Raw genomic sequence first — 26,695 nt, forward strand, 5'->3', positions numbered from 1 at the left:
GATGACCACCTCACGTGAAACCCGCGACTACCAGGCCGCCGATGCAGCGCACCACATTCATGCGTTCGTCGACCAGAAGGCCCTCAACGACGAAGGCCCACGGGTGATGGTGCGCGGTGATCGCCTGCACCTGTGGGACAACGACGGTCGGCGCTACCTCGACGGCATGTCCGGGCTGTGGTGCACCAACCTCGGTTACGGGCGAAAAGACCTGAACGCGGCGGCGAGCCGGCAGTTGGAGCAGTTGCCGTACTACAACATGTTTTTCCACACCACCCACCCGCAGGTGATCGAGCTCTCCGAGCTGTTGTTCAGCCTGCTGCCGGGGCACTACAGCCACGCGATCTACACCAACTCCGGCTCCGAGGCCAACGAGGTGCTGATCCGTACCGTGCGCCGTTACTGGCAGGTGCTGGGCAAGCCCGAGAAGAAAATCATGATCGGCCGCTGGAACGGCTACCACGGTTCGACCCTCGCGGCGACGGCCCTCGGCGGCATGAAGTTCATGCACGAAATGGGCGGGATGATTCCCGATATCGCGCACATCGACGAGCCGTACTTCTTCGCTCATGAAGGCAACCTGACCCCGGCGGAATTCGGCCTGCGGGCGGCGCAGCAGCTGGAAGCGAAGATCCTCGAACTGGGCGCCGACAAGGTCGCCGGCTTCATCGCCGAACCGTTCCAGGGCGCGGGCGGGATGATCTTCCCGCCGGAAAGCTACTGGCCGGAAATCCAGCGCATCTGCCGCAAGTACGACGTGCTGTTGTGCGCCGATGAAGTGATCGGCGGCTTCGGTCGTACCGGCGAATGGTTCGCTCACGAATACTTCGGTTTCGAGCCGGACACCCTGTCCATCGCCAAGGGTTTGACCTCCGGCTACATCCCGATGGGTGGCCTGATCCTGTCGAAGAAAATGGCCGACGTGCTGGTGGAGCAGGGCGGCGTGTTCGCCCACGGCCTGACCTATTCCGGGCACCCGGTGGCGGCAGCGGTGGCGATTGCCAACCTCAAGGCCTTGCGCGATGAAGGCGTGGTGACGCGGGTCAAGGATGACATCGGCCCGTACCTGCAACAGTGCCTGCGCGAGGTGTTCGGCAATCATCCGCTGGTAGGTGACATTCAGGGCACTGGCATGGTCGCGGCGCTGCAACTGGCGCAAGACAAGGCCACGCGCAAACGCTTTGCCAATGAAAACGACATCGCCTGGCGCTGCCGCACGATCGGGTTTGAAGAAGGAGTGATCATTCGCTCGACCCTGGGGCGGATGATCATGGCGCCGGCGTTGATTGCCAGCCGTGAAGAGATAGATGAACTGGTGGGCAAGACCTTGAAAGCGCTGGATCGTACGGCGCAGGAGTACGGTCGCCTCTAACCCCCCGGATCGCTCGTTCCGTGTCCTGATCGTTCCCACGCTCTGCGTGGGAATGCCTCAAGGGACGCTCCGCGTTCCAGCTCTCGAATGGGACGCAGAGCGTCCTGGGCTGCATTCCCACGCAGAGCGTGGGAACGATCTCCGCCAGACTTTTTCCCAATCTGCACCCACCTCGGGCACCCCCGCCCGCCGCGCCCTTTCGCGGTGCGCACTACCCAGTTTTTTCATCGTTCGCGTCTAACTATTTCCTCGTTTTCCTGACGCCAAGCCTGGGTCAACATCGATTTCGCCAGCCAGGGCATTGCCCGCCAGAGTCCGACAGAGACCGCAGCGTGCAATCGCGACACCCCGGCTGGCCGTACTGCCCATGACAACTAAATCAACAGCGTTGGGAGTGCTCCATGAACAAGTCCTTGTTTACCCGTCTTGCATGTCCTCTGGCGATTTCCGCCCTCTGTGTCACCGCCGCTCAGGCCGGCACCTTGTCGATCGGCCATACCACGTGGGTCGGTTACGGCACTCTGTACCTGGCTCAGGATCTGGGCTACTTCAAGGAAAACGGCCTGACCGTCGAATTGCCGGTGGTCGAAGAGGCGTCGATGTACATGGCCGCCCAGGCGTCCGGGCAATTGTCCGGCTCGGCTTCGACCATTGATGAAGTGCTCAAGTACCGTCCGCAGTTCTGCTTCAAGGCCGTGGCGGCGCTGGATGACAGTCATGGCGGCGATGGCGTGCTGGTGGGTAAAAACGTGAAGAGCCTGCAAGAGCTCAAGGGCCAGGCCGTGGCCGTCAACGAAGGGTCGACCTCGCAGTTCTGGCTCTCGTACCTGCTGAAAAAGAACGGCATGAGCATGAGCGACATCACCGTGCAGAACATGACCGCCGACGATGCCGCCACCGCATTCATCGCCGGTCGCGTGCCGGCCGCCGTGACCTGGGAGCCGCATCTGTCGATGGTGCGCGACAAGCAGCAGGGCAAGGTGCTGATCGACAGCAGCAGTACGCCGGGCGTGATCGTCGATGTGGTGGCGCTCAACTGCACGGTGATCGAGAAGCAGCCTGAGGACGTCAAGGCGCTGGTCGCCGGTCTCTACAAAGCCGTGCAGTACACCAAGGATCACCCACAGAAAGCCTACGAAATCATGGCCAAGGGCGTCGGCGGTTACCTGTCCGATCCGAAGGAACTGGCCGCCGCCGCGCAAGGCGTGCGCTTCTACGATCAGGCCATGAGCGAGAAGTTGCTGGGCAAACCGGGCGCGCCGGGTGACAGCGCACCGCTGATCAAACTGGCCAACGAAACCGCCAGCGAATTGCAGGGCAAGCCCTACAACGTCAGCAACGACGATCTGGTGGATAACCGTTTCGTCAGCCCGCTCTAGGAGACTGGTCATGTTCAAGCGCAATTCATGGCTGAGCCGCTGCATCACGCCGAAGACCGGATTGCCGGTGCCGGTGGTGTGGAGCGCCAGCGGTCTGGCCTGGGTGTTGCTGGTCGGCCTGTGGGCCGGGTTGTCCTACGGCGGCATCGTGCCGGGGATGTTCCTGCCCACGCCCGGCGCGGTGGTTGAGGCCGCCGTGCGCCTCAGCCGCGACGGCACTCTTGGCCAGCATGTCTGGGCCAGTGTCGAAGTGGTGATGGTCGGTTTCATCGTGTCGTCGCTGGTGGCGGTGCCGCTGGGCTTGCTGATGGGCAGCTTCCGTATCGTCCAGGCTTTCCTCGAACCGCTGGTCAACTTCATCCGCTACCTGCCGGTGACCTCGTTCGTGCCGCTGTTCATTCTGTGGATCGGCATCGGTCTGGAGCAACGGGTGTCGGTGATCATCTTCGGCGTGTTCTTCCAGCAACTGGTGATGATCGCCGACGTGTCCAAAGGCATCTCCAAGGACTTGATCAACGCCTCCTACACCCTCGGCTCCAACCGGCGTGACGCGGTGCTGCATGTGATCGCCCCGGCGTCGTTGCCCGGCGTGCTCGACACCTTGCGGGTGACCATGGGCTGGGCCTGGACGTATCTGGTGGTCGCCGAACTGGTCGCCGCGTCCAGCGGCCTTGGTTACTTGAGCCTCAAGGCCATGCGCGGCTTTCAGGTGGATGTGATTTTTCTCGCCATCGCGATCATCGGCCTGCTCGGCCTGGTCACCGATCAACTGTTTCGCTTCTTGCGTTTGAGGATTGCCGCATGGGCTCAGTAACCGCTGCCAACCGTCGTTTCATCGAGCCGGTCGCTGTACCGGCACACGCTGCGCCAAGGTTGCAGGTGGACAAGGTCAGCCTGCGCTACACCAAGCCCGGCGGCGGAACCTTCACCGCGCTTGAAGAAGTGTCGTTCGAAGTGCCGGATCAGCAGTTCGCGGTGCTGGTCGGGCCATCGGGCTGCGGCAAGTCGAGCCTGCTGTACCTCACCGCCGGCCTGGCCGAGCCGACGTCCGGCGATATTTACGTCGGCGGCCAGCAAGTGCAGGGCCCCGGCGCGGATCGCGGGATGGTGTTCCAGAGCTACACGCTGTTCCCGTGGCTGACCGTGCGGCAGAACGTCGAGTTCGGCCTCAAGCGCCGGGGCATGCCGGCAGCGAAACGCAAGGAGATCGTCGATCACTATGTGCACGAAGTCGGCCTGTCGGGATTTGCCGACAACTACGCCAAGCAGTTGTCCGGCGGCATGATGCAGCGGGTGGCGATTGCCCGGGCCCTGGCCAACGACCCGCAGATCCTGCTGATGGACGAACCCTTCGGTGCCCTCGACAGCCAGACCCGTCTGCAAATGCAGCAACTGTTATTGCGGGTGTGGGGCAACAGCAAGAAGACCGTGCTGTTCGTCACCCACGACATCGACGAAGCGATCCTGCTGGGCGACCGGGTGTATGTGATGGGCGCCAGGCCTGGGCGGATCAAGCAGATTCTCGATGTGCCGATCGAACGTCCGCGCACGCTGGACATGGTGATGGAGCGCTCGTTCATCGACATGAAACGGCAGATCTTCGGGTTGTTGCACGACGATCTCGAAGAGGCTCATTGAGGTCAGTTGGGTGGCAGGAGGAACTTCGCAATCACCGGCAAATGATCGGAAATGCGCAAGGTATCGTCTTGCCGCACCGTGGCTTCGACCCGTTTGATCTTCGGGCTGTAGAACAGGTAATCGACCGTGCGATCCGGACCATTCAAGCCGGGATCGTTGGGGTAGTGGGTCAACCATTTGGCGCGGTCGATGCCGCCGGCTTCATTGTTGGTCGGGATCATCGGGTATCTGTCCCACAACAGGTGCAGCGCACTGTCCACGGCGTAGGGCGTGCGCTGTTCGACCGGCAGACGCCGGTACTGGCCGAGCGGCAACAGGTTGAAGTCGCCACCGATCAGCCACGGCGTGCCTTGGCTTTCGTGTTTGTCGAGGACCTTGGCCACCGCTGTCACCTGTGCCTGCAAGGTGTCGTCCGGCTGCGTGGCGCGATCCAGATGGGTGTTGAACACCACCAGTTGCCCGCCATCGCTGAGCGGCAGAGTGGTGGCGAGCAAGGCGTCTTTCGGCTTGAACTGACGGCTGATGATGTTCGCCGGCTGCACCGGCAATTGCAGGCGTTCGGCGTGTTCGATGCGGTAGCGGCTGAGGGTGGCGAGTTGCCGGCCGACGCTGCCGAAAATATGCGGATCCGGGACGAAATCGGCCTTCCAGTCAAAGGCGTGAGCGCTGCACGGGTAGAGGTCGGTCAGGCGCTCCTGCAACAGCTTGAGCTGGTTCTGATAGTCGCTGGCCTTGGCGCCGTCATCGAGTTCCTGCAACAGCACCACGTCGGGCTGTTCGTCGCGGATCACCCGCGCCACTTCATCGAGGCTGAATGCCATGTCTTCCGGGGTCGGGGCTTCGTCATCGCCTTGCGCCAGATCATTCCAGAACACGTAGCGCTTGCCGGCCAGGTATTGCACGTTCCAGGTCATGACCTTCAAAGCCTGGCCGGGAACCAGCGTCGGCGGTTGCCCGGTGCAGCTGACCGGCAGGGTTTCCCGGGCGTCCGGGCGCCAGGTCAGGCTGTAGATCAGCGTGCCGATCAGGGCGGAGGCGAGCAATAGGGGCAACAGGATGTAGCGCAGTAGACGGGTCATGGCTCGGCTTGTAGCGATACGGAAGTGGTCCCGAGCATACCCGAGACCTGCCGCGTCACCCAAGCGCCGAGCGGTCAGACCATTCCGTCACGTTTGTCGGGCAATTCGCTGATCAGCATGAACAGGCGGAACAGCACCACGCTGGTGAACAGTTGCAGGAAGCTGTGGCCACTGTCGATCAGCACTGCGATCAACGGATTCTGCGGATCGGGATAGACCTGCAAAGTCAGGCCCTTGAGCAACCACAGCGGCCCCATCACACACAGGATGCACACCAGAATCCGCAGAAAATGCCCACGGCTCAGACGCAGGCTTTCCTTCATCGCCTGCAACGGACCATAACCGCGCAGCACCAGCAGGTATTCACCGAAAGCCAGAGTGACCATCAGCCACAGCCCCGGCAGGAAATACAGCGACAGTCCGAGCAGGATCAGCAACGTGTTCAGCGCAGTAAGAACGGCAAAGCGCGGCCACAGGCGAGCGGCCATCGCCAGCAAATCGCGGGTTTGCGGGGATTCGCCGCGGGTGCGGGCATCGAGAAACAGGATCAGCGCGGCGGTGTACAACGGATACACCAGCAGGCCGACGATCACGCTGATGGCCGAGTAACCGTCCGGGTCGCTGGCATGGTCGACCACCTGTTGCAGCGCGGCTTCGAAAATCACCAGCGGCAGACACAACTGGACGATCCGGCCCAGATTGCGTTTGAAGAAATACAGGGAGTCGCGCAGCACATCGAAGGCATTCATCAGTCGGTATCGCAGGTCAAAAACAGTGGCTCACTTTAACCGATGATCCGTTTCGCTGCGCAAACGTAAACGTTCGGTAAAGGTTATTGAAACATTCTGTTGCTGCCTCCATTACAGAGGGGCGCCTCCTCCGACGTGGACGAGGGCAACGTTATCCCCGGCAATCTACGAGGTCGCCATGAACAGCGAAGAACAAACCCTGATCGATGGACTGTTTTCCCGGCTGCAGCAGGCCGAAACGGAGGCAGCCCCGCGCGACGCCCAGGCTGAGGCGCGGATCAAGGAACACCTGACGCGCCAGCCGGCCGCAGGTTATTTCATGACCCAGGCGATTCTGGTGCAGGAGGCTGCCCTCAAGAGCCTCGACGAACAAAACAAGCAACTGACTCAACAGGTCAAGCAATTGCAGGCCGAACTGCAATCGGCCAAGGCGCAGAGCGCGCCGCCGGCCTCCAGCGGCGGTGGCTTCCTGTCGAGCATCTTCGGTGGCAGCAGCTCGCGCCCGGCGCCGACCCAGAGCGCCCCGACGTCCACCGGCGGCTGGCGTGAGCCGGCACCGCAGCAGAACTTCGGTGCGCCCGCGCCGCAACAGAACTTCGGCGCGCCACCACCGGGTTATGGTCAGCAGCAAGCAGCCCCGGCGGCCGGCAGCAGCTTTCTCGGCGGCGCCCTGAAAACCGCTGCCGGCGTGGCGGGTGGCGTGATGCTGGCACAAGGTATCAGCAGCCTGTTCCATCACAACCAGCAGCCGCAGGAAATCGTCGAAGTCATCAAGGAAGAGCCGGCTCAGGTCAATGATCAGAGCAACAACGGCTGGGGCGATGACCAGCGCATGGCCAACAACGACTCCTGGGGTAATGACCAGGGCGGCTTTGCCGACACCGACTACAGCGATGACAACTCATCGTTCTTCGATGACGACGATTCCTTCGTCTGATTCACCATTCGTCCGGGGCGCCTGAGCGCCCCGGGCCGATTATTCGCGGAACCTTCCTTCGGGCTGGCATACTGGGCGTCTTTTTCGGGCCTGGTGCCTGATCCGGCTCATGCGCGTCAGCGCTCACAGGAACTCCGGTGAAAAAAATCGCAGTGTTCGCCGATGTGCAGAACCTCTACTACACCGTCCGCCAGGCCTACGGTTGCCACTTCAACTACGCGGCGCTGTGGGCGGATGTCAGCCAGCACGGGCAGATCGTCGAGGCCTACGCCTATGCCATCGACCGGGGCGACAGCAAACAGCAGCAGTTCCAGCAGATCCTGCGCAACCTCGGTTTCACCGTGAAACTCAAACCCTACATCCAGCGCAGCGACGGCTCGGCCAAGGGTGACTGGGACGTGGGCATCACCCTCGACATCATGGACGCCGCCGACCACGTCGACGAAATCGTCCTGGCCTCCGGTGACGGCGATTTCGACATGCTGCTCGAACGCATCATCAACAAACACGGCGTGCAAGCGGTGGCCTACGGCGTTCCCGGCCTGACCGCCAACTCGCTGATCCGCGCCGCCAGCCGTTACGTGCCGATCGAAGGCGCGCTGCTGTTGAAAAACTGAGCCCTGCTCAAGAATTGATCTGGACGGAGTACCACCCGGTTTGGAACGCATTGCAGTCATCGACTTTGAAACCACCGGCATCTCGCCGAGCAGCAGTTGCCGGGCCACGGAAATCGCCGTGGTCATGCTGGAAAACGGCCGCATCGTCGAGCGTTACCAGAGCCTGATGAACGCCGGCGTGCGCGTCCCGGCCTTCATCGAACAACTCACCGGCATCAGCAACGCCATGCTGCGCACCGCGCCGTCGGCCGAGCGGGTGATGAACGAAGTCAACGAATTCGTCGGCTGCACCCCCTTGCTGGCGCACAACGCCGCGTTCGACCAGAAGTTCTGGGACTTCGAACTGGGCCGGATCAAACGCACCCGTTTGCAGAACTTCGCCTGCTCGCTGCTGCTGGCCCGTCGTCTGATGCCGGCGGCGCCGAACCACAAGCTCGGCACGCTCACCACGTTTGCCCAATTGCCGCACACCGGCCAGGCGCACCGGGCGATGGCGGATGCGGAGATGGCGGCGAACTTGCTGGCGCATCTGGCGGATGAGTTGCGGCACAAGCACGGCGTGCGGGAGCTATCGCACGACCTGCTGTGCAAATTGCAGAAAGTGCCGGCCGCTAAAGTCGGCGAACACCTCCAGCGCTATCGCTGATTTTCAGGCAAACACATTTCCCTGTTGATCGTTCCCACGCTCCGCGTGGGAATGCAGCCCGGGACGCTCCGCGTCCCTTCCAAAGCCGAACGCAGAGCGTCCGTTGAGGCATTCCCACGCAGAGCGTGGGAACGAGCGGGACGGGAAGGTTACTTTCCGTTGCCCTCGATATGCCCCAGCGGCACCCGCTTCTCTATCGCACTCGACAACACGATCGACGTCTTGCTGAACCCGAATTTCGCCACCCGGTTGATCAGCTCTTCCAGCTCGGTCATCGAGCCCACGGCGGCCTGCATGATCACGCACGGGTCGCCGGTGACGCGGTGGCATTCGGTGAGTTGCGGGATGCTGATCAGCTCCTCGTACACCTTTGGATTGCCGTGCTGGTTCAGGCGCAGTTCGATGACGCACTGGATCGGCAGGCCGAGCCTGGCCATGTCGACTTTGGCCGAGTAGCCGGTGATGACGCCGCTGGCCTCGAGTTTGGCCACGCGCTCGGCGACGGCGGGGGCGGAGAGGTTCACTTTGCGGGCGAGGTCGGCGTAGGACGCGCGACCGTTTTCGAGCAGGGCGCTGAGCAGCATGCGGTCGTATTTGTCCAAGGTCGGACTCCTGAAAATGGCAGACTTTCGAAATCGCGGTTTCGGCCGTCGATCTCCGTGTTTTCAAAAGTGTACCGGCGCTATAAACAGGTTTTGTAACTTATTTTTAGCGGTTGGCCTTTCTAGAATAACCAATCCACTGAGTCTGACTTTCGAGCTGCCCATGTCTGCCCTGCGCCGTTTTTCCCTGCCCTTGATCGCTGCGTTTTTTGCGTTGTACGTGATTTGGGGATCGACCTATCTGGTGATCCGCATCGGTGTCGAATACTGGCCGCCGCTGATGCTCGGCGGCGTGCGCTTCGTGATTGCCGGCACTCTGATGTACGCCTTCCTGCGCTGGCGCGGGGCACCGGCGCCGACCTGGGCGCAGTGGAAAGCGGCGGGGATCATCGGGATTCTGTTGCTGAGTTTCGGTAACGGCGCGGTGACGCTGGCCGAACACAGCGGCGTGGCATCGGGTGTTGCTGCGCTGGCGGTGGCGACGGTGCCGCTGTTCACTTTGCTCTGCGGTTATTTCTGGGGTGCGCGCAACACCCGTCTGGAATGGGCCGGGGTGGCGATGGGGATTATCGGCATCGCGATGCTCAACATGGGCTCCAACCTGCAATCGAGCCCGCTGGGCGCGGCGCTGCTGATTTTTGCCGCGGCGAGCTGGGCGTTCGGCTCGGTGTGGAGCAAACACCTGCCATTGCCCCAGGGCGCGATGGCCAGTGCCGTGGAAATGCTGGTGGGCGGTGCTGTGCTGCTGATCGGCAGCGCGGCCAGTGGCGAACACCTGCAAGCCATGCCGCCGCTGGAAGGCTGGCTGGCGCTGGCGTACCTGATCTTCTTCGGCTCGATCATCGCCTTCAACGCCTACATGTATCTGTTGAAAAACGTTCGCCCGGCGGCGGCCACCAGTTATGCCTATGTGAACCCGGCGGTGGCGGTGTTGCTGGGGATCGTGTTTGTCGGCGAGACCATCGGCATCGAAGAGGCGCTGGCGATGCTGGTGATCATCGGCGCGGTGGTGCTGATCGGTCTGCCGCAGTGGCGGCGTCCTCGGCAGTTGCCGGTGGTCAGCGAGCCGGCTGGCGCAGCGAAGGTCATAGCGACGGAGCAGCGTGGGAATTAGGGTAAACTGCGCGCCATCGCATACTCGTTTTGCACAATCTGCTCTGATTTTTCCTACGGTACTCCCATGACTTTCGCCAACCTTGGCCTGATCGAACCCTTGCTGCGCTCCCTCGAGAAGCTCGGCTACCAGACCCCGACGCCGGTGCAGGCGCAAGCCATTCCGGCGGTGCTGGCCGGTCGCGACCTGATGGCCGCGGCCCAGACCGGGACCGGCAAGACCGCCGGTTTTGCCTTGCCGCTGCTGCAATTGCTGGCGATGGAAGGGCCGAAAGTCGCTGCCAACTCGGTTCGCGCGCTGATTTTGGTGCCGACCCGCGAACTGGCTGAACAAGTCCACGAAGCCGTGCGCCAGTACGCTGAAAACCTGCCATTGCGCACTTATGCGGTGTACGGCGGCGTCAGCATCAACCCGCAGATGATGAAGCTGCGCGGCGGCGTCGATCTGCTGGTCGCCACTCCGGGCCGTCTGCTCGACCTGTTCCGTCAGAACGCGCTCAAGTTCAACCAGTTGCAAACCCTGGTGCTGGACGAAGCCGACCGCATGCTCGACCTGGGCTTTTCCGAAGAGCTGGCGAACATTTACCGCGCGTTGCCGAAAAAACGTCAGACGCTGCTGTTCTCCGCGACCTTCTCCGATGACATCCGCCTGCTGGCCGGGCAGATGCTCAACGATCCGCTGAGCATTGAAGTCAGCCCGCGCAACGTGGCCGCCAATACCGTCAAGCAGTGGATTGTCACGGTGGACAAGAAGCGCAAGCCGGAACTGTTCGTGCACCTGATGCGCAAGAACAAGTGGAAGCAGGTGCTGGTGTTCGCCAAGACTCGCAACGGTGTGGATGCGTTGGTCGAAAAACTTCAAGGTCTGGGCGTTAACGCCGACGGCATCCACGGCGACAAGCCGCAGGCGACCCGGCAGCGGGCGCTGGACCGTTTCAAAATGAGCGAAGTGCAGATTCTGGTGGCCACCGACGTGGCGGCCCGTGGTCTGGATATCGAAGACCTGCCATTGGTGGTCAACTTCGATCTGCCGATCGTTGCCGAGGATTACATTCACCGTATCGGCCGCACTGGCCGCGCGGGTTCGACCGGTCAGGCGATTTCGCTGGTGTGTGCCGATGAAGTGAACATGTTGTCGGCGATCGAGATGCTGACCCGCAGTACGTTGAAGCGTGAGGTCGAGCCGGATTTCGTGCCCGAGCACCGTGTGCCGGACACCGATGCCAGTGGCCAGGTGATCAAGAAGCCGAAAAAACCGAAGAAGCCGAAAGCTTCCAGTGGCGGCGGTGGCAAGCGCAATCTGGGCAAGTGGGTGGACAGCGGCGAGACTCAGGCGCCGGAGCCTTCGATCAAGCCTGTGCGCAAGGTGCCGGTGTTCAATACCGGGCCGCGCAAGCGTAAGCCTTGATTTGAGTCGGCGGTTGTAAGGCCGCCTTCGCGAGCAAGCTCGCTCCCACATTGAGCTTCAGTGGTATGGAGATCACTTGTGGGAGCGAGCCTGCTCGCGAAAGCAGCGCCTCGGTTTTAACCTTTTCGCTGCAACCACTGCGCCATCCCAAACCCCGCCGCCCGGCCACTGGCAAAACACGCCGTCAGCAGATACCCCCCAGTCGGCGCTTCCCAATCCAGCATTTCCCCCGCACAAAACACCCCCGGCAACGCCTTGAGCATCAAGCGCTCATCCATTGCCTCGAATGTCACGCCACCAGCACTGCTGATCGCCTCGTCCAGCGGTCGGGTTTTCACCAGCGTCAGCGGCAACGCCTTGATCGCCTTGGCCAACAGTGCCGGATCGGCAAACGTCGCAGCATCAGTGAGCTCGCGCAACAACGCCGCTTTCACCCCATCAATTCCGACCTGACTGTGCAGATGCTTGGCCATCGAGCGCGAACCCCGTGGTTTGCTCAACGCCGCCTGCAATTTATCCACAGGCCGGCCGGGCAGCAGGTCGATGTGAACAGTCGCTGCTCCGTGCACATTGATCGCCTCACGAATCGGTGCCGACAGCGCATAGATCAGACTGCCTTCGATGCCGGTCGCGGTAATCACGCATTCGCCAAGGCGAGGAACATCATCGTTCAAACCGATGGCGATATTTTTCAGCGGTGCGCCGGCGAATTTGCTGACCATCACTTCGCTCCAGGCCTGCACCTCGAAGCCACAATTGCTTGGCTGCAATGGCGCCAGTCCTACGCCGCGTTGCTCCAGCGCCAGCATCCACGCGCCGTCGGAGCCCAGTCGCGACCAACTGCCGCCGCCGAGAGCGAGCAGGGTGGCGTCGGGGGTGAGGGTTTTCTCGCCTTCCGGGCTGTCGATGCGCAACGCGCCGTTTTCATCCCAGCCGAGCCAGCGGTGGCGGGTGTGGATAACCACGCCGCTGTCGCGCAGGCGCTTGAGCCAGGCGCGCAACAATGGCGCGGCTTTCATGTCGGTGGGGAACACCCGGCCGGAGCTGCCGATAAAGGTTTCGATGCCCAGTTCGTGAATCCACCGGCACAGCGCATCGGCGTCGAATGCGCGCAGCAGCGGGGCGATGTTCGGGGCGCGTTCGGCGTAGCGCGAGAGGAAGGCCGGCCAGGCTTCGGAATGGGTGATGTTCATGCCGCCGACCCCGGCCAGCAGGAACTTGCGGCCTACCGAGGGCATGCCGTCGTACAGGTCGACGCGGACTCCGGCCTGGCTCAGCACTTCGGCGGCCATCAGGCCGGCGGGACCACCGCCGATGATGGCGACGTGAGCGGGATAGGTGGCGTGAATCTGGGTCATGGCGTGCGCTGCGGTCTGACGAAATATGGCGCGCATTCTAACAGCGCAGAAACCGGGTGGGAGCGAGCTTGCTCGCGAAAGCGGTGAGTCATTCAGTTAAATGTTGAATGTACTGACGCCATCGCGAGCAAGCTCGCTCCCACAGGGATTTGTGATGATCGAAAGGCCTGATCAAAAAACAACCAGCGCGCTGCAGGCCATGTTCAGCTTGGGCTGTAGTCCCTTTCGCTCAGGTTATCCACAGGCCGTTCCACAGCCATTGTGGGTAACGCAGCACAACTCAATGACAACCCGATGACTGCCAGACGCGCTGCGCACTGTGATGCAGGATGCCGTGGCGGCGGGCCAGGGCGTGGCGATCCTTGCTGTAACCGCCGCCGATCACTCCGACCACCGGAATGTCGCGGCCCAGGCAATGGCGCATCACGCTTTCATCGCGGGCGGCAACGCCTTCGTCGGTCAGTTGCAGGTAACCGAGGGCGTCGTCCTTGTGCACGTCGACGCCGGCGTCATACAGCACCAGATCCGGCTGATACAGCGGCAGCAGGTAGTTGAGCGCATCGTCGACCACTTTCAGGTAATCGGCGTCGCCCATGCCGTTGGGCAGCGGAATGTCCCAGTCGCTTTCGGCCTTGCGTGCAGGAAAGTTCTTTTCGCAATGCAGGGAAACGGTGATCGCTTCCGGGGTGTCGTGCAGAATCCGCGCAGTGCCGTCGCCCTGATGCACGTCGCAGTCGAAGATCAGCACCCGGTTCACCCGGCCGCTTTGCAGCAGGTAGTGGCTGATGATCGCCAGGTCATTGAAGATGCAGAAGCCGGCGGGGTAGTCGTAATGGGCGTGATGGGTGCCGCCGGCCAGGTGACAGGCCAGACCATGTTCCAGCGCTTTCTCGGCCGCCAGAATCGAACCGCCGACGGCCCGCACCGTGCGTCGGGCCAGGGCTTCGTTCCATGGCAGGCCGAGGCGCCGCTGGTCCTCGCGAGACAACTCGCCGCTCATGTAGCGTTCGATATAACTGCGGTCATGGGCCAGGGCGAGAATGTCGGCCGGGCACAGTTCAGGGCGCAGCAGGTCTTCATCGCGGGTGAGGCCGCTGTCCACCAGGTGATCGCGCAGCAGGCGGAACTTGTCCATGGGGAAGCGGTGATCCGCCGGAAATTCCGGGCTGTAGTCTTCGTGGTAGATCAGCGGCAACGGCATGGTGGACTATTCATAGAGGCTGCAGGAAAGAGTGCAAAGCCTAACAGCGATGTAGACTGGCGGCATCAAGCGGAGGGGCAGGATGGAACCGATACTGGAGCTGGAAAGCGCAAGGCTGCTGATGCGTCAATGGCAGGACGAGGATTTGCCGGCGTTTGCGGCGATGTGCGCCGACCCGCAGGTGATGCGCTACTTCCCCGCGCCCTTGAGCCGGCTGGAAAGCGCCGCGCTGATCGGTCGGGTGCGCGGGCATTTTGCCGAACACGGTTATGGCCTGTGGGCGCTGCAGCGCAAGGACAGCGGCGAGTTCATCGGTTTTACCGGGCTCGGCGTGGTCGGCTTTGATGCGCCGTTCACCCCGGCGGTGGAAATCGGCTGGCGCCTGGCCAAGGAACACTGGGGCCTGGGTTATGCCAGCGAAGCGGCCTGGACCGCTCTGCGTTGCGGCTTTGACCGGGTGGCGCTGGATGAGGTGGTGTCGTTCACCAGCGAGACCAATCTGCCGTCGCAGAAAGTCATGCAGGCGATCGGCATGCACCACGCCCCGCAGGATGATTTCGACCACCCGCGTCTCGCGGACGGTCACCCGTTACGGCGGCATGTGTTGTACCGCATCACGAGGGAGCAGTGGCTGGAAACCTTGCATGGATAAGCAGGCGCGGACGTTTACAATGGCCGGCACCCTGAGGGGCCGGGCCAGAACCTGAATCCCCGCCGCAGCCAAGACTGCGCGGCATTGCTTTGTGTGAGGAGAGTCTGAATGAGCCAAGTGTTGGAAGATCTGGTGGATCTGCTGACCCTCGAACCGATCGAGGAAAATCTGTTCCGTGGTCGCAGCCAGGATCTGGGCTTTCGCCAGTTGTTCGGCGGCCAGGTGCTCGGCCAGTCGCTGTCGGCGGCCAGTCAGACCGTTGAAGAAGCGCGTCATGTGCATTCGATGCACGGTTATTTCCTGCGTCCGGGCGATGCCAAGTTGCCGGTGGTCTACTCGGTTGACCGCGTGCGTGACGGCGGCAGTTTCAGCACCCGCCGGGTGACCGCGATCCAGAAGGGCCACCCGATTTTCACCTGCAGCGCGTCGTTCCAGTACGACGAAGAAGGTTTTGAACACCAGAGCCAGATGCCGCAAGTGGTCGGCCCGGAAAACCTGCCGTCGGAGCTGGAACTGACCCAGCAACGCGCGCACCTGATCCCGGAGCACATGCGCGAAAAGCTGCTGTGCCCGAAACCGATCGAAGTGCGCCCGGTCACCGAAAAAGATCCGTACAACCCGCAACCGGCGGATCCGATCAAATACGTGTGGTTCCGTGCCGACGGCGCATTGGCCGACATCCCGGCGCTGCACAAATATTTGCTGGCTTATGCCTCGGACTTCGGTCTGCTGACCACCTCGATGCTGCCCCACGGCAAATCGGTCTGGCAGAAAGACATGCAGGTCGCCAGCCTCGACCACGCGCTGTGGTTCCACAATGATCTGCGTGCCGATGACTGGTTGCTCTACGCCATGGACAGCCCGTGGGCCGGCAACTCTCGCGGGTTCTCCCGTGGCAGCGTGTTCAACCGCGCCGGGCAACTGGTGGCATCGGTGACGCAGGAAGGCCTGATCCGTCATCGCAAGGACTGGGCATGAACCTGTCGGATGTGCGGCACTGGGTGTTCGACATGGACGGCACCCTGACCGTCGCCGTGCACGACTTCGCGGCGATCCGCGCGGCGCTTTCGATCCCGCCGGAGGACGACATCCTCACCCACCTCGCGGCGCTGCCCGCCGAGGAAGCGGCGGCGAAACACGCTTGGCTCCTGGAGCATGAGCGCGATCTGGCGCTCGGCTCGACCCCGGCAGACGGTGCGGTGGAACTGGTGCGCGACCTGCACGCGCGCGGTTATCGTCTCGGCGTCCTGACCCGCAATGCGCGGGAGCTGGCCCATGTGACGCTGGAGGCCATCGGCCTCGCGGACTGCTTCGCGGTGGAGGATGTGCTGGGCCGCGATGAAGCACCGCCGAAACCGCATCCGGGTGGCCTGCTGAAACTCGCCGAGGCCTGGCAAGTGTCGGCGAGCGAGATGGTGATGGTCGGTGATTACCGGTTTGATCTTGATTGCGGCCGGGCGGCGGGCACCCACACGGTGCTGGTGAACCTGCCGGACAATCCGTGGCCGGAGTTGACGGACTGGCATGCGAAGGATTGTGTCGAGTTGCGGCGGATGTTGTTCGCTTGATTCATGGATTGTCGGAGCGGGTCCCATCGCTGGCTTGCCGGCGATGGGGCCAGATCAAGCCACACCAGACTTATTGTTCGAATAGGGCTTTCTGGCCTTCCGGCGAGGTCAGCATGCCGTTGCCGTCATGCCCGACGCCGGGCACTTCGATCAGGCGCTGATTGACCCCTTCAGGGTGACGACGCAGCAAGTAACCGAAAAACAGCTTGCCGCGCTCCAGTCGATAAGCCCCCTGGGCTTTAGCGGCGCAGCTTTTGTCCAGCGCCGGGTGTTGCGGGTCGGTGTCCTGCTGGCCCAGCAGATAAATCACCTCGCGTTTGACGTAACGGCCTTCAAGCTGCGCGGGCGTTTGCCCACCCGAATAGATCGGCGGATCCATCAGACCGTACTTCCAGCGGTTGAAACCCGGACACTTCGCATGATCGAAGGCCACCGGGCGCTGCTCATTGAAGTAGGCGTACGACGACGGGTTGGCGACCACGTAGCGCAAGCGAATGCCTTCGGTCTTCAGCGCCGGTTGTTCCTGGGCCAGCAGTGCATAACGCTGCACCACCTGCGCGCCACCGGAATGACCGAAGATCACGATCTGCTTCACGTCCGGAAACTGCTTGCGATCGCTCAGCCGCCCGACGATTTCGTCCAGTGCAGCGTAGGAACTCAGCGGGTTCGGCCCTGTGGATAATCCGCCGCCCATCCAGTCGTTGCCTTGCCAGCGCAGCACGCTGGCGGGTAACGAGTAGAGCGACACATCGCTTTCGTTGAGAAACTGCGGGGCGATTACCAGGGTGTTGGCGGTTTGCCCGGCCAGTTCCGCCGCGATTTCACCGCTTTTGCGATAGGTCTCGGCGTTGCGCAGACGGCCATGAATGACGATCAGCACGCGCTCGATTTTGGCCGGCGCCGGGCCGATGCCCACCGCCATTTCGCCGGCCTGCAATTGCAGGCGCCCGGGACTGATTGCGTCGACGCCGGCCGCTTGGGCGGTGCCGCCGATGAACAGTAAAGCCAACAGCCATTTATGCATTTACAGGTTTTTCGCCGCAAAGGTATCGCACTGGCCGACCTGGCCCTGGGCGAATCCGGTTTTGAACCAGCGCACCCTTTGCGCCGACGTACCGTGAGTAAACGAGTCCGGCACCACACGGCCCTGACCCTGTTGTTGCAGGCGATCATCACCGATGGCGTTCGCCGCGTTCAAGGCCTCTTCGATGTCGCCCGGTTCCAGCCAGTTCAAACGCTTTTGAGCGTTGTAGGCCCAGACTCCGGCCAGGCAATCGGCCTGCAATTCCTGACGGACCAGCAGACCGCCGTCACCTTCCATCTGCCGACCTTGCTGGCGGGCTGTCTGAATTTTTGCCGAGACGCCGAGAAGCGTCTGCACATGGTGTCCGACTTCGTGAGCGATCACGTAGGCCTGGGCGAAGTCGCCGGCGGCCTTGAAGCGCTGGGCCATTTCTTGGAAGAACGTCATGTCCAGATAGACCTTCTGGTCCGCCGGGCAATAGAACGGGCCGGTGGCCGAGGTCGCCAGACCACAGGCGGAATTGACCCGGTTGCTGAACAGCACCAGAGTCGGGTCCTTATATTGCCGGCCAGCCTGCTGGAAGATCGCGCCCCAGGTGTCTTCGGTGTCGCCGAGGATCGAGCGCACGAATTCGGCCTGTTCATCGTTGGCCGGCGGTGCCTGACGGGTTTGCGAAGTGGGGGCCGATTGTTCGGTCATCTGCCCGGTGAGCTGGCCGAGGATCTGCAGCGGGTCTTGCCCGGTGATCCAGCCGATACCGACGATCAGCAGAATCGCCCCGAGGCTCAGCCCCTTGCCACCGCCGAAGCGCATGCCGCCGCCACCGCCCATGTCATCGCCACGGGCATCGACGACGTTGTCACTGCGTCGGCCTTTTTTCCATAGCATGTGGGAATCCTCTGTCTGATCGTGGTGATGAGTGTTGCTGGTGTGTGAGTGTGGCGCCAGTCCGGTCGTCCGTCTATTCGCACACACGCACAAAGGCCCGGCCTCGAGGTGACGAGGTCGGGCCTGTTATTGACGAGCGCGGGCGCCGGGAATTCAATTCGCCGGCGGTTTTCTTTCGCCGGGTCAGGTGCCCGCCATGTGCCGGGCTGCGACGTAACCGAAAGTCAGGGCCGGGCCGAGGTTGATCCCGCCCGCCGGGTAGTGCCCGCCCATGATGCTGGCCATGTCGCCACCCGCCGCGTAAAGCCCCGCGATAGGCAGGTCATTGGCGTCGAGCACTTGCGCGTGCGGATTGACCTTGAGCCCGGCGAAGGTGCCGAAGCAGCCCGGCTGCACCTTCACCGCGTAGAACGGGCCTTGTTCGATTGGCGCCACGCACGGGTTGGGTTTTTGCGCCGGGTCGCCCTGTTTGCGGTTGTACGGGGTCGAACCGCGACCGAACAGCGGATCTTCGCCGTGACGGGCATGGTGGTTGTAGTCATGGAGAGTGGCGCGTAATCCATCCGGATCGATGCCGCAAGCAGTGGCCAATTCGTCAAGGGTATTTCCGGTTTTCAGATAGCCGCTGCGGATAAAGCCTGACACCGGAACCGGAAACGGCCGAGACATGCCGAGCCCGTAGCGACGCTGGAAGGCGCGGGTGCAGATCAGCCAGGACGCAACCTCTTCACCTTCGGGGGCGGCGGCGACCATGGCGCTGACATAGTCGTAATAGCCGTTGGCTTCGTTGACGAAGCGCTGGCCGTTGCGCAGTACGCCGATGATCCCCGGTTTGCCGCGTTCGATGATGTGTGGGAAATGGCCGATGCTGCCGTCGGAATGCGGCACTTGCGAGACGGGCGCCCAGGCCACTGGTGAGGCCACATCGGTGTTGACCCGGCCTCCGGCGATTTCACCCAGTCGCAGGCCATCGCCATTGACGGCCAGCGGAGGCAACGCCCAATGTTCATGGCCGGTGGGCGTGCGGGGAAACAGCGCTTTGCGCCGCTCGACGTCATTGGCAAATCCGCCCGCGGCGAGCACCACGGCTTTGCGGGTATGGACATTGACCGGGCCTTTCGCGGTGTTCACACGAGCGCCGGTGATGCGTGATTCGTCGCGCAGCAGTTCGGTTACCGGCGCCGATTCCCACAGCAGTACGCCGAGGTCTTCGGCGGATTTCGCCAGCCGCGCCACCAGCGCCACGCCGTTGACCAATTGCATCGCCCGGCCGTGCAGCGCCAGGTCCAGCAGATGGCGGGTGAAGCGTCGGGTCACGTGCCAGGCCGCCGACAACGAGCGAGTCAGATTGAGAAACGCCGACAGATCCGCCCCCGCCATGATCGGCATGCCCATGAACGAAGTTTCGCGCATCGTTGTACGAAGACGCTTGAGCAGGCGTCCGGCCTTTCGTCCGTCATAGGGTGCCGCAATTACCGAACGTCCACCGGTACCGGCGCCCGGAGTTTCGCCGTGGATGTCGGCGATGGCGTTGCCGTCGGCGAATTGCAGCGCGGTGTGCTGTTCGAAGAACGCCACCATGCGTGGGCCGGCTTCAAGGAAGGCGTCGATCATGGCCGGGTCGTAGTGCTCGCCGAGTTCGTGGCGTAGGTAAGTGCGCGGCAATTCCACGTCTTCCACGATCCCGGCGCGACGGGCCAGCGGATTGCACGGCACCCACGCCCAGCCGCCAGACCACGCGGTGGCGCCGCCGAACACCGGATCCTTTTCCACCACGATGACCTTCAAGCCATGCCAGGCGGCGGTCACGGCGGCCGACAAACCGGCGGCGCCGGAGCCAACCACCAGAACGTCGCAGTCGATATCGGGAAGGGCAGGCATCAGGAAAGGCTCCAGTAATCAATTATTTTTAGAATCAGGTTCCAGAAAATAACCAGCGCGGGCGAAGCAGATCAACCGACTGACGCGCAAAGTGGGCGGTTATCGGACGCCGGGTTCCAGATTTCTCATTCCTCGGGATGTCTTCTAGAATCGGCGAAATTTCACCGAGAGCGCACCATGGCCGGCAGTCAAATCGAACGGGTTTTCAGCGTGCTGGAAAGCCTTACCAGTGATCCGCGCGGGCTGCCGATGCAGGCGCTGGCCGATCAACTGGACATTCCGAAGAGCGCGACGCACCGCCTGCTCGCCGAGCTGATCCGTCTGGGTTACGTGCGGCAGAACCCGGAGACGTTGCGTTATCACCTGTCGACCAAACTGGTTGCGATGGGCTTTCAGTACCTGTCGAGCAGCGGGGCCGACATTGTGCAGCCAGTGCTCGATCGCCTGGCTCAGGAAACCGGTGAACTGGTGCGTCTGGGGGTGATCGACGGCGAGCGCCAGACCTGGATCGCCAAGGCCCAGGGCGCCCGTATCGGCCTGCGTTACGACCCGGACATGGGCCGCGATGCGCCGCTGTTTTACACCGCGTCGGGCCATGCATGGCTGGCGTGCATGAGCGACGCCGAAGCGTTGTCGCTGGTCGAGCGCCAGGGTGCGGAAGTGCCGGCGGATATCGGGCCCAATGCGCCGCGCTCCAATATTGAACTGCTCGAACGCCTGCGCGTCGCCCGGGAACAGGGCTATGCCTGTGTAGAGGAAAGTTCGGCGGTGGGCACTTCGGCAATTGCCGCCGTGGTGAAACATCCCGCCGATGGCCGGGTGATTGGCGTGCTCAGTATCGCCGGGCCGAGCGCCCGAATGCCGGGGGCGCGGTTGCATGAACTGGCGCCGCTGTTGCTGACGTTTACCGAGGAGTTGTCGGCGGCCAGCCTGGCGTCGGAGTTGTTCGTTTAAACAAAGTTGTGCGCTGTTCGCCCACTTTTCAGTCGGGCGGGTGGGAGAATCTGGAACCGGGTTCTAAATTGTTGCGGGAGTGACTTTTCCCACAACAATCACAAGAGGATCGCCCCTTGAACCCGCCCCTTCGAATCGGCATTCGCTCCGCTACGTCACCCGGATTGGCTGAGGCGCGGCCATGAGCGAGCGAATTCTGTCCCTGGCCAGCCTGACCGTGCTGGAGCTCTCGCCACCCGAGATGGTCGAGGTCGCCGCCCGTGCCGGGTACAGCCATGTCGGTCTGCGTCTGGAGCCGGCGACGCCAGAGGAATATCACTTTGCGCTGGTCGCCGATGGCGATTTGCGGCGTCAGACGCTGGCGCGTTTGCGTGACACCGGAATTGGCGTGCTCGACGTGGAAATCCTGCGTTTGAAACCGCAGACAGTGGTCGCGGATTTCGAGAAGCTGCTCAGCGTCGGCGCGGAGTTCGGTGCCAGCGAGTTGCTGGTCGCCGGCAACGATCCCGACGAACAGCGGCTCACCGATCATTTTGCGGCACTCTGCGATCTGGCGGCGCCGTACGGTTTGCATCCGCATCTGGAGTTCATGCCCTGGACCGATACGCGCAATCTCGAACAGGCGTTGCGCATCGTCGACAATGCCGGGCGCGAAAATGGGGCGGTGCTGGTCGATGCGTTTCACTTCGACCGTTCCGGATCGCGGCTGGAAGATCTGGCCGGTGTGCCGGCCTCGCGGCTGCGCTATGCACAGTTGTGCGATGTGGCCGGGCCGAGGCCGACGGACATGGCCGAGATCTTGCGTCAGGCCCGCCATGAACGACGGTTTCCCGGCGAGGGCGATTGTGACTTGATCGGCTTGTTGCACAGTCTTGCGGCTAACCTTCCCCTGAGCCTGGAAATTCCTACGGTCAAATTGCTGGAGCAAGGCGTGAGTGGTTTGCAGCGGGCGCAAATGGCAATCGACCGGACGCGGGAATTGTTGGCCCGGCTTTAAGTCTGCTTCAAGGGGCGAGGGCAACTGCGTCCTCGTCACCGTTTATTTTTTATTCAGAGAGAGCCAATGACCGTCAGCACTCCGCTTTCCGGTGTCAACCAACCCTTCAAGGGGATTTTGCTGATTGTCGTGGCAACCTTCCTGTTCTCCAGTCACGACGCGCTGTCGAAATACCTTTCGGGTTTTTATCCGATCGTCATGGTGGTGTGGGCGCGGTATCTGGTGCACACGCTGCTGATGGCGGGAATTTTCCTGCCGCAGTCCGGGCTGCGTGTGCTGCGCACCAAACGCCCGTTATGGCAGTTGGCGCGGGCGTTGTGCCTGTTGGGCACGAGCCTGTTTTTCACCACGGCGTTGCTGTACATCCCGCTGGCCGAGGCCACGGCAGTCAACTTTCTTGCGCCGGTGCTGGTGACGGCGTTGTCGGTGCCGCTGCTCAAGGAACGGGTGACGGGCGGTCAGTGGATCGCGGTGGTGTGCGGGTTCATCGGTGTGCTGATCATCGTCCATCCGGGCGGTGACTTGTTTACTCCGGCGATTCTCTTGCCGTTCTGTTCGGCGCTGTTTTTCTGCTTCTATCAGTTGCTCACCCGCAAACTCTCGGAAGTCGACAGCCCAACCACCAGTAATTTTTTCGCCGGGTTGTGCAACACGCTGGTGATGAGTGCGCTGGTGCCGTTCTTCTGGCAGGTGCCAAGCCTGGGGCACGGGTTGTTGATGCTGGCGCTGGGCAGTTGCGGGATGACCGCACACCTGTTTCTGACCCAGGCGTTCCGCCATGCCGCGCCGGCGCTGCTGGCACCGTTCGGTTATTGCCAGATCGTGTTCGCGGGGTTGTTGGGCTGGTTGCTGTTTGCGCACACGCCGACCCTGATGACGGTGATCGGGATTGCGGTGATCTGTTGCAGCGGACTGGCGGCAGCGTGGCAGCAGAGCCGGCGCTGAAAAACACTGTGGGAGTGAGCTTGCTCACGAAGGCGGTGTGTCATTCAACGTCAGTGCTGAATGTCAGTCCGCATTCGCGAGCAAGCTCGCTCCCACAAGGAAGGGCAGGTTACTCGGTAATGGTAGGAATCTTGCGCGGTGCCACGAAGTACATCCAGGTCAGGGCAATGAAGTACATCGCCGGGATCAGGGTGAACAACACGGTGTAGTTGTTGTTGGTGACGGTCAGGATGTGGCCGACGATCTGGGTCATGAACATCCCGCCGATCGCCGCGCACATGCCGCCGAAACCGAAGACCGTGCTCATCATGTGCTTGGGCGTGTAGTCCATCACCAGGCTCCAGATGTTGGCAGTCCAGGCCTGATGCGCGCCGATGGCCAGGGAGATGGCGGCGACGGCGATCCACAGGTTGGCGGATCCGGCAGCCATCACCACGCCGATGATGCAGCAGGCGAACAGGAACATCGACAGCAGCCGCGCCTTGATCGAGTTCATGCCGCGACCGATCAGGAACGAAGACAGAATCCCGCCGCCCACGCTGCCGAAGTCAGCGGTGACGTAAATGATGATCAGCGGAATGCCCATCTGGGTGACGTTGATGCCCAGGTTGTATTGCTGATTGAGAAACGGCGGCAGCCAGTACAGGTAGAACCAGAACACCGGCGCGGTCAGCGCGTAGGCGAGGGCGAAGGCCCAGGTGCCGCGCATGCGCAGGATTCGCGAGAACGGTACGCGGGCCTGTTCCGGTTCGACTTCTTTCTGAATGTAGTCCAGCTCCGACTGCTTCACGCTCGGGTGATCTTCCGGGTTGAAATACTTCAGGCCCCAGAACAGCAGCCAGATCCCGCCCAGTGCCGACATGCACAGGAACGCGGCCTGCCAGCCCCACACGTGAAGGATCAGCGGCAGCAGCATCGGGGTGAACATCGCGCCGACGTTGGTGCCGGCGTTGAAGATGCCGGTGGCCACGGCGCGCTCGCCGGCCGGGAACCACAGGCGCGTGGTCTTCACACAGGCCGGGTAGTTGGCCGCTTCGGTCAGGCCGAGGATGAACCGGCAGACCATGAAGCCCACCGCCGAGGTCGCCAGACCATGGGCGCCGGTGGCCAGGCTCCAGAGCAGCACCGCGCAGAAGAACACGCGTTTGACGCCGACCCGGTCGATCAGCCGTCCCTGCAGCACGAAGCCGATCGCGTAGCCGACCTGAAACCAGAAGTTGATGTTGGCGTAGTCCATCGCCGTCCAGCTCATTTCCTTGGCGAGGATCGGCTGCATGACGCCGAGGGCGGCGCGGTCGATGTAGTTCAGGGTGGTGGCGAAAAACACCAGCGCCAGCATGCCCCAACGGGTCTTGCCGACGGCCATGGCGCCGCGGATCTTGTCGCCGATGCCACCCGTGGCAGTGCTCATGGCCGGAGCCATGCGGGAAGTCTGTGAAGGAATCATGTGTTCCACCCGTTTTTGGATTTGTTATTTGGTGTGCTTTTGTTGTGCACGCTGCGACCGGTGGTTCAGTTCCGGACTCAAGGTGAGACGGATGTTGGGCAGTGGACGAAAAATCGTCAATTCGCCAAACCGGCATTGTGTTCGATAATCGCACGCAAAACTAACCGGGTAGTACAGTTTAAATTGCTCAATGAAAAACCGGGACCAATAATTCGCTCACTCTATAAAAGCGGCGCAATTTCCGTAGCCGACGTCTCCACCGGGAGTTGAAACATGCAGCGATCCATTGCCACCGTCTCCTTGAGCGGAACCCTGCCGGAAAAACTCGAAGCCATTGCCGCCGCCGGGTTCGACGGGGTGGAGATTTTCGAGAACGATCTTCTGTATTACGACGGCAGTCCCCGGGAAATCCGGCAGATGTGCGCCGACCTTGGAATCGCCATCACCCTGTTCCAGCCGTTCCGCGATTTCGAAGGCTGCCGCCGCGATCGTCTGGAGCGCAATCTGGAGCGGGCCGAGCGCAAGTTCGACCTGATGCAGGAACTGGGCACCGACCTGGTGCTGGTCTGCAGCAATGCCTCCCCCGACAGTATCGGCGATCAACAGATCCTCATCGACGACCTGCGTCTGCTGGCCGAGCGCGCCGGCGCTCGTGGTCTGCGCATCGGTTATGAAGCGCTGGCCTGGGGCCGTCATGTGAACACTTATCAACAGGTCTGGGACATCGTGCGTCAGGCTGATCATCCGGCCCTCGGCGTGTTGCTCGACAGTTTCCACACACTGTCGCTCAAGGGCGATCCGCGGGCGATTGCCGAGATTCCCGGCGACAAGATTTTCTTCGTGCAAATGGCCGACGCGCCGATCCTGGCGATGGACGTACTGGAGTGGAGCCGGCATTTCCGCTGCTTTCCGGGGCAGGGCGAGTTTGATCTGCCGGGCTTCCTCGCACCCATCATCCAGAGCGGCTACACCGGGCCGCTGTCGCTGGAAATCTTCAACGACGGCTTCCGTGCCGCGCCGCCTCGGGCCAATGCGGCCGACGGTCTGCGTTCGCTGCTGTACCTGGAGGAGAAAACCCGCCAGCGTCTGGAGCAGGAAATCCGTCCTGTGGATAACCGCGAAATCCTCTTCGAAACGCCGAAGGCCAGCGAATACAACGGCATCGAGTTTCTGGAGTTCGCCGTCGACGAAGCCCTCGGCGCCAAGCTGTCGAACTGGCTGGAACGGCTGGGTTTCGTCAAGGCCGGCCAGCATCGCTCCAAGAGCGTCAGCCTGTTGCGTCAGGGCGATATCAACCTGATCCTCAACTCCGAACCCTATTCGTTCGGCCACAGTTTTTTCGAGGCTCACGGCCCGTCGCTGTGCGCCACTGCCGTGCGGGTCAAGGACAGCGCCAGCGCGCTGGCCCGCGCTGTCGCCTATAAAGGTCAGCCATATCGCGGACTGGTCGGCCCCAACGAGCTGGAACTGGCGGCGGTGCGTGCGCCGGACGGCAGCCTGATTTATCTGGTGGATCAGGAGGCGGATGTCTATGGCACCGACTTCAATCTGCTGCCGGATGCGGTGGCGCGCGGCGGCCTCAAGCGCATCGACCACATGGCCATGGCGCTGCCGGCGGACAGCCTCGACAGTTGGGTGCTGTTCTACAAGAGCCTGCTGGATTTCGAGGCCGATGACGAAGTGGTGCTGCCGGATCCGTACGGGCTGGTGAAGAGTCGCGCGCTGCGCAGCCGCGACAGTTCGATCCGTCTGCCGCTGAACATTTCCGAGAACCGCAACACGGCGATCTCACATGCGCTGTCGAGTTATCGCGGCTCCGGGGTGCATCACATCGCCTTCGATTGCGACGATATCTTCGCCGAAGTCAGCCGGGCGAAAGAGGCGGGGGTGCCGCTGCTGGACATCCCGCTGAACTATTACGACGACCTCGCGGCGCGTTTCGATTTCGATGACGAATTCCTCAGCGAGCTGGCGTACTACAACGTGCTGTACGACCGCGACGCTCAGGGCGGCGAGTTGTTTCACGTCTATACGGAGCCGTTCGAAGGGCGCTTCTTCTTCGAGATCATTCAGCGCAAGAACGGTTACGCCGGTTATGGCGCGGCCAACGTCGCGGTGCGGCTGGCAGCGATGGCCAAATCACGCAGTGGCGTAGTTCGCCAGGCCAAGTTGTAGGAAATTCGTAAACGCGGGATTAAACACGGGTCGCGCGGCTTCCTTCACTGTGCCGCGCGGCCCAT

Annotated in this window: 25 protein-coding genes; 16 read left to right on the forward strand and 9 right to left on the reverse strand. The window is 62.3% G+C overall.

What is annotated here, in order from left to right; genetic code table 11:
• The first annotated feature begins 1 nt into the window (after position 1).
• The 4 genes from AC1MDC_RS12750 to AC1MDC_RS12765 all read left to right on the forward strand — a co-directional run bounded on the left by AC1MDC_RS12750 (position 2) and on the right by AC1MDC_RS12765 (position 4,389).
• Positions 2 to 1,372 carry an aspartate aminotransferase family protein gene (locus AC1MDC_RS12750; protein ID WP_266200674.1) on the forward strand — a complete coding sequence of 457 codons (1,371 nt, stop codon included), beginning with the start codon at positions 2 to 4 and terminating at the stop codon, positions 1,370 to 1,372.
• Positions 1,373 to 1,773: 401 nt separating this feature from the next.
• On the forward strand, positions 1,774 to 2,751 hold the full coding sequence (locus AC1MDC_RS12755) for an ABC transporter substrate-binding protein (protein WP_085703124.1): 978 nt from the start codon (positions 1,774 to 1,776) through the stop codon (positions 2,749 to 2,751).
• Between the two features lie 10 nt (positions 2,752 to 2,761).
• Complete coding sequence (locus AC1MDC_RS12760) at positions 2,762 to 3,565, forward strand: ABC transporter permease (RefSeq protein WP_007958721.1); 804 nt, start codon at positions 2,762 to 2,764, stop codon at positions 3,563 to 3,565.
• Positions 3,553 to 4,389, forward strand: a complete 837-nt coding sequence (locus AC1MDC_RS12765; RefSeq protein ID WP_480393091.1) for an ABC transporter ATP-binding protein — start codon at positions 3,553 to 3,555, stop codon at positions 4,387 to 4,389. Before AC1MDC_RS12760 ends, AC1MDC_RS12765 begins: the two co-directional genes overlap by 13 nt.
• 2 nt (positions 4,390 to 4,391) lie before the next feature.
• Here AC1MDC_RS12765 and AC1MDC_RS12770 read toward each other — a convergent pair whose 3' ends face one another.
• Both AC1MDC_RS12770 and AC1MDC_RS12775 read right to left on the reverse strand, forming a co-directional pair.
• Positions 4,392 to 5,468 carry an endonuclease/exonuclease/phosphatase family protein gene (locus AC1MDC_RS12770; RefSeq protein WP_085697583.1) on the reverse strand — a complete coding sequence of 359 codons (1,077 nt, stop codon included), beginning with the start codon at positions 5,466 to 5,468 and terminating at the stop codon, positions 4,392 to 4,394.
• Between the two features lie 74 nt (positions 5,469 to 5,542).
• A complete protein-coding gene (locus tag AC1MDC_RS12775; protein ID WP_085697582.1) occupies positions 5,543 to 6,217 on the reverse strand; it encodes a YciC family protein in 675 nt (224 codons plus the stop codon).
• Between the two features lie 178 nt (positions 6,218 to 6,395).
• Between AC1MDC_RS12775 and AC1MDC_RS12780 the strand changes: the two genes are divergently transcribed.
• The 3 genes from AC1MDC_RS12780 (at position 6,396) to AC1MDC_RS12790 (ending at position 8,417) form a co-directional block, all read left to right on the forward strand.
• Complete coding sequence (locus AC1MDC_RS12780; RefSeq protein WP_480393092.1) at positions 6,396 to 7,154, forward strand: DUF2076 domain-containing protein; 759 nt, start codon at positions 6,396 to 6,398, stop codon at positions 7,152 to 7,154.
• 137 nt (positions 7,155 to 7,291) lie between these two features.
• Positions 7,292 to 7,771 carry an NYN domain-containing protein gene (locus AC1MDC_RS12785; protein ID WP_007958730.1) on the forward strand — a complete coding sequence of 160 codons (480 nt, stop codon included), beginning with the start codon at positions 7,292 to 7,294 and terminating at the stop codon, positions 7,769 to 7,771.
• A 40-nt stretch (positions 7,772 to 7,811) separates the two neighbouring features.
• Positions 7,812 to 8,417 (forward strand): 3'-5' exonuclease, encoded by a 606-nt coding sequence (locus AC1MDC_RS12790; protein ID WP_480393093.1) that lies wholly within the window; start codon positions 7,812 to 7,814, stop codon positions 8,415 to 8,417.
• A 149-nt stretch (positions 8,418 to 8,566) separates the two neighbouring features.
• On the opposite strand, the gene AC1MDC_RS12795 is transcribed toward AC1MDC_RS12790, so the two are convergent.
• Positions 8,567 to 9,019, reverse strand: a complete 453-nt coding sequence (locus tag AC1MDC_RS12795; protein WP_085703128.1) for an Lrp/AsnC family transcriptional regulator — start codon at positions 9,017 to 9,019, stop codon at positions 8,567 to 8,569.
• A 163-nt stretch (positions 9,020 to 9,182) separates the two neighbouring features.
• Between AC1MDC_RS12795 and yedA the strand changes: the two genes are divergently transcribed.
• Together yedA and rhlE1 are read left to right on the forward strand one after the other, a co-directional pair.
• Positions 9,183 to 10,133: a drug/metabolite exporter YedA gene (gene yedA / locus AC1MDC_RS12800; RefSeq protein WP_480393094.1), complete on the forward strand. Its 951-nt coding sequence runs from the start codon at positions 9,183 to 9,185 to the stop codon at positions 10,131 to 10,133.
• Positions 10,134 to 10,199: 66 nt separating this feature from the next.
• Positions 10,200 to 11,540, forward strand: a complete 1,341-nt coding sequence (rhlE1, locus tag AC1MDC_RS12805) for an RNA helicase RhlE1 (protein WP_480393095.1) — start codon at positions 10,200 to 10,202, stop codon at positions 11,538 to 11,540.
• A gap of 116 nt (positions 11,541 to 11,656) precedes the next feature.
• Here rhlE1 and AC1MDC_RS12810 read toward each other — a convergent pair whose 3' ends face one another.
• Together AC1MDC_RS12810 and AC1MDC_RS12815 are read right to left on the reverse strand one after the other, a co-directional pair.
• Positions 11,657 to 12,898 (reverse strand): TIGR03862 family flavoprotein, encoded by a 1,242-nt coding sequence (locus tag AC1MDC_RS12810; RefSeq protein WP_480393096.1) that lies wholly within the window; start codon positions 12,896 to 12,898, stop codon positions 11,657 to 11,659.
• Between the two features lie 280 nt (positions 12,899 to 13,178).
• Positions 13,179 to 14,099 (reverse strand): histone deacetylase family protein, encoded by a 921-nt coding sequence (locus tag AC1MDC_RS12815; protein ID WP_085703131.1) that lies wholly within the window; start codon positions 14,097 to 14,099, stop codon positions 13,179 to 13,181.
• Positions 14,100 to 14,181: 82 nt separating this feature from the next.
• Here AC1MDC_RS12815 and AC1MDC_RS12820 point away from each other — a divergent pair, with 82 nt between their 5' ends.
• The 3 genes from AC1MDC_RS12820 to AC1MDC_RS12830 all read left to right on the forward strand — a co-directional run bounded on the left by AC1MDC_RS12820 (position 14,182) and on the right by AC1MDC_RS12830 (position 16,319).
• Positions 14,182 to 14,751, forward strand: coding sequence for a GNAT family N-acetyltransferase (locus tag AC1MDC_RS12820; RefSeq protein WP_227233607.1), 570 nt, complete (start codon positions 14,182 to 14,184; stop codon positions 14,749 to 14,751).
• 108 nt (positions 14,752 to 14,859) lie between these two features.
• Positions 14,860 to 15,729: an acyl-CoA thioesterase II gene (tesB, locus tag AC1MDC_RS12825; RefSeq protein ID WP_039771793.1), complete on the forward strand. Its 870-nt coding sequence runs from the start codon at positions 14,860 to 14,862 to the stop codon at positions 15,727 to 15,729.
• Positions 15,726 to 16,319 (forward strand): HAD family hydrolase, encoded by a 594-nt coding sequence (locus AC1MDC_RS12830; RefSeq protein ID WP_480393097.1) that lies wholly within the window; start codon positions 15,726 to 15,728, stop codon positions 16,317 to 16,319. The genes tesB and AC1MDC_RS12830 overlap by 4 nt, the downstream gene beginning before the upstream one ends.
• A 70-nt stretch (positions 16,320 to 16,389) precedes the next feature.
• Here the strand turns inward: AC1MDC_RS12830 and AC1MDC_RS12835 are convergent, their stop codons facing one another.
• The 3 genes from AC1MDC_RS12835 to AC1MDC_RS12845 form a co-directional block, all read right to left on the reverse strand.
• A complete protein-coding gene (locus AC1MDC_RS12835; protein WP_480393098.1) occupies positions 16,390 to 17,343 on the reverse strand; it encodes an alpha/beta hydrolase in 954 nt (317 codons plus the stop codon).
• Entirely contained in the window at positions 17,344 to 18,231 is an 888-nt protein-coding gene (ypfJ, locus tag AC1MDC_RS12840) for a KPN_02809 family neutral zinc metallopeptidase (RefSeq protein ID WP_085697571.1), read from the reverse strand. It abuts the gene before it with no gap.
• A gap of 183 nt (positions 18,232 to 18,414) precedes the next feature.
• Positions 18,415 to 20,112 carry an FAD-dependent oxidoreductase gene (locus AC1MDC_RS12845; RefSeq protein WP_480393099.1) on the reverse strand — a complete coding sequence of 566 codons (1,698 nt, stop codon included), beginning with the start codon at positions 20,110 to 20,112 and terminating at the stop codon, positions 18,415 to 18,417.
• 177 nt (positions 20,113 to 20,289) lie between these two features.
• On the opposite strand from AC1MDC_RS12845, the gene AC1MDC_RS12850 reads away from it, so the two are divergent.
• The 3 genes from AC1MDC_RS12850 (at position 20,290) to AC1MDC_RS12860 (ending at position 23,008) form a co-directional block, all read left to right on the forward strand.
• Positions 20,290 to 21,066 carry an IclR family transcriptional regulator gene (locus tag AC1MDC_RS12850; protein ID WP_085697569.1) on the forward strand — a complete coding sequence of 259 codons (777 nt, stop codon included), beginning with the start codon at positions 20,290 to 20,292 and terminating at the stop codon, positions 21,064 to 21,066.
• A 181-nt stretch (positions 21,067 to 21,247) separates the two neighbouring features.
• Positions 21,248 to 22,063 carry a sugar phosphate isomerase/epimerase family protein gene (locus AC1MDC_RS12855; protein WP_266200682.1) on the forward strand — a complete coding sequence of 272 codons (816 nt, stop codon included), beginning with the start codon at positions 21,248 to 21,250 and terminating at the stop codon, positions 22,061 to 22,063.
• Positions 22,064 to 22,129: 66 nt separating this feature from the next.
• Positions 22,130 to 23,008: a DMT family transporter gene (locus AC1MDC_RS12860; RefSeq protein WP_085703138.1), complete on the forward strand. Its 879-nt coding sequence runs from the start codon at positions 22,130 to 22,132 to the stop codon at positions 23,006 to 23,008.
• 109 nt (positions 23,009 to 23,117) lie between these two features.
• Here the strand turns inward: AC1MDC_RS12860 and AC1MDC_RS12865 are convergent, their stop codons facing one another.
• Positions 23,118 to 24,455, reverse strand: coding sequence for an MFS transporter (locus AC1MDC_RS12865; protein WP_480393100.1), 1,338 nt, complete (start codon positions 24,453 to 24,455; stop codon positions 23,118 to 23,120).
• A 273-nt stretch (positions 24,456 to 24,728) separates the two neighbouring features.
• On the opposite strand from AC1MDC_RS12865, the gene quiC reads away from it, so the two are divergent.
• Positions 24,729 to 26,630: a 3-dehydroshikimate dehydratase QuiC gene (gene quiC / locus AC1MDC_RS12870; RefSeq protein ID WP_234206011.1), complete on the forward strand. Its 1,902-nt coding sequence runs from the start codon at positions 24,729 to 24,731 to the stop codon at positions 26,628 to 26,630.
• Positions 26,631 to 26,695 lie beyond the last annotated feature (65 nt).

The organism is Pseudomonas sp. 1 (genome assembly GCF_056626735.1).

Bases quoted from the DNA above. Each gene is read 5' to 3' on its own strand.
- AC1MDC_RS12750 (WP_266200674.1), top strand. From the start codon at position 2: ATGACCACCTCACGTGAAACCCGCGACTACCAGGCCGCCGATGCAGCG.
- AC1MDC_RS12755 (WP_085703124.1), top strand. From the start codon at position 1,774: ATGAACAAGTCCTTGTTTACCCGTCTTGCATGTCCTCTGGCGATTTCC.
- AC1MDC_RS12760 (WP_007958721.1), top strand. From the start codon at position 2,762: ATGTTCAAGCGCAATTCATGGCTGAGCCGCTGCATCACGCCGAAGACC.
- AC1MDC_RS12765 (WP_480393091.1), top strand. From the start codon at position 3,553: ATGGGCTCAGTAACCGCTGCCAACCGTCGTTTCATCGAGCCGGTCGCT.
- AC1MDC_RS12770 (WP_085697583.1), bottom strand. From the start codon at position 5,468: ATGACCCGTCTACTGCGCTACATCCTGTTGCCCCTATTGCTCGCCTCC.
- AC1MDC_RS12775 (WP_085697582.1), bottom strand. From the start codon at position 6,217: ATGAATGCCTTCGATGTGCTGCGCGACTCCCTGTATTTCTTCAAACGC.
- AC1MDC_RS12780 (WP_480393092.1), top strand. From the start codon at position 6,396: ATGAACAGCGAAGAACAAACCCTGATCGATGGACTGTTTTCCCGGCTG.
- yedA (WP_480393094.1), top strand. From the start codon at position 9,183: ATGTCTGCCCTGCGCCGTTTTTCCCTGCCCTTGATCGCTGCGTTTTTT.
- rhlE1 (WP_480393095.1), top strand. From the start codon at position 10,200: ATGACTTTCGCCAACCTTGGCCTGATCGAACCCTTGCTGCGCTCCCTC.
- AC1MDC_RS12810 (WP_480393096.1), bottom strand. From the start codon at position 12,898: ATGACCCAGATTCACGCCACCTATCCCGCTCACGTCGCCATCATCGGC.
- AC1MDC_RS12815 (WP_085703131.1), bottom strand. From the start codon at position 14,099: ATGCCGTTGCCGCTGATCTACCACGAAGACTACAGCCCGGAATTTCCG.
- AC1MDC_RS12820 (WP_227233607.1), top strand. From the start codon at position 14,182: ATGGAACCGATACTGGAGCTGGAAAGCGCAAGGCTGCTGATGCGTCAA.
- tesB (WP_039771793.1), top strand. From the start codon at position 14,860: ATGAGCCAAGTGTTGGAAGATCTGGTGGATCTGCTGACCCTCGAACCG.
- AC1MDC_RS12830 (WP_480393097.1), top strand. From the start codon at position 15,726: ATGAACCTGTCGGATGTGCGGCACTGGGTGTTCGACATGGACGGCACC.
- AC1MDC_RS12835 (WP_480393098.1), bottom strand. From the start codon at position 17,343: ATGCATAAATGGCTGTTGGCTTTACTGTTCATCGGCGGCACCGCCCAA.
- ypfJ (WP_085697571.1), bottom strand. From the start codon at position 18,231: ATGCTATGGAAAAAAGGCCGACGCAGTGACAACGTCGTCGATGCCCGT.
- AC1MDC_RS12845 (WP_480393099.1), bottom strand. From the start codon at position 20,112: ATGCCTGCCCTTCCCGATATCGACTGCGACGTTCTGGTGGTTGGCTCC.
- AC1MDC_RS12850 (WP_085697569.1), top strand. From the start codon at position 20,290: ATGGCCGGCAGTCAAATCGAACGGGTTTTCAGCGTGCTGGAAAGCCTT.
- AC1MDC_RS12855 (WP_266200682.1), top strand. From the start codon at position 21,248: ATGAGCGAGCGAATTCTGTCCCTGGCCAGCCTGACCGTGCTGGAGCTC.
- AC1MDC_RS12860 (WP_085703138.1), top strand. From the start codon at position 22,130: ATGACCGTCAGCACTCCGCTTTCCGGTGTCAACCAACCCTTCAAGGGG.
- AC1MDC_RS12865 (WP_480393100.1), bottom strand. From the start codon at position 24,455: ATGATTCCTTCACAGACTTCCCGCATGGCTCCGGCCATGAGCACTGCC.
- quiC (WP_234206011.1), top strand. From the start codon at position 24,729: ATGCAGCGATCCATTGCCACCGTCTCCTTGAGCGGAACCCTGCCGGAA.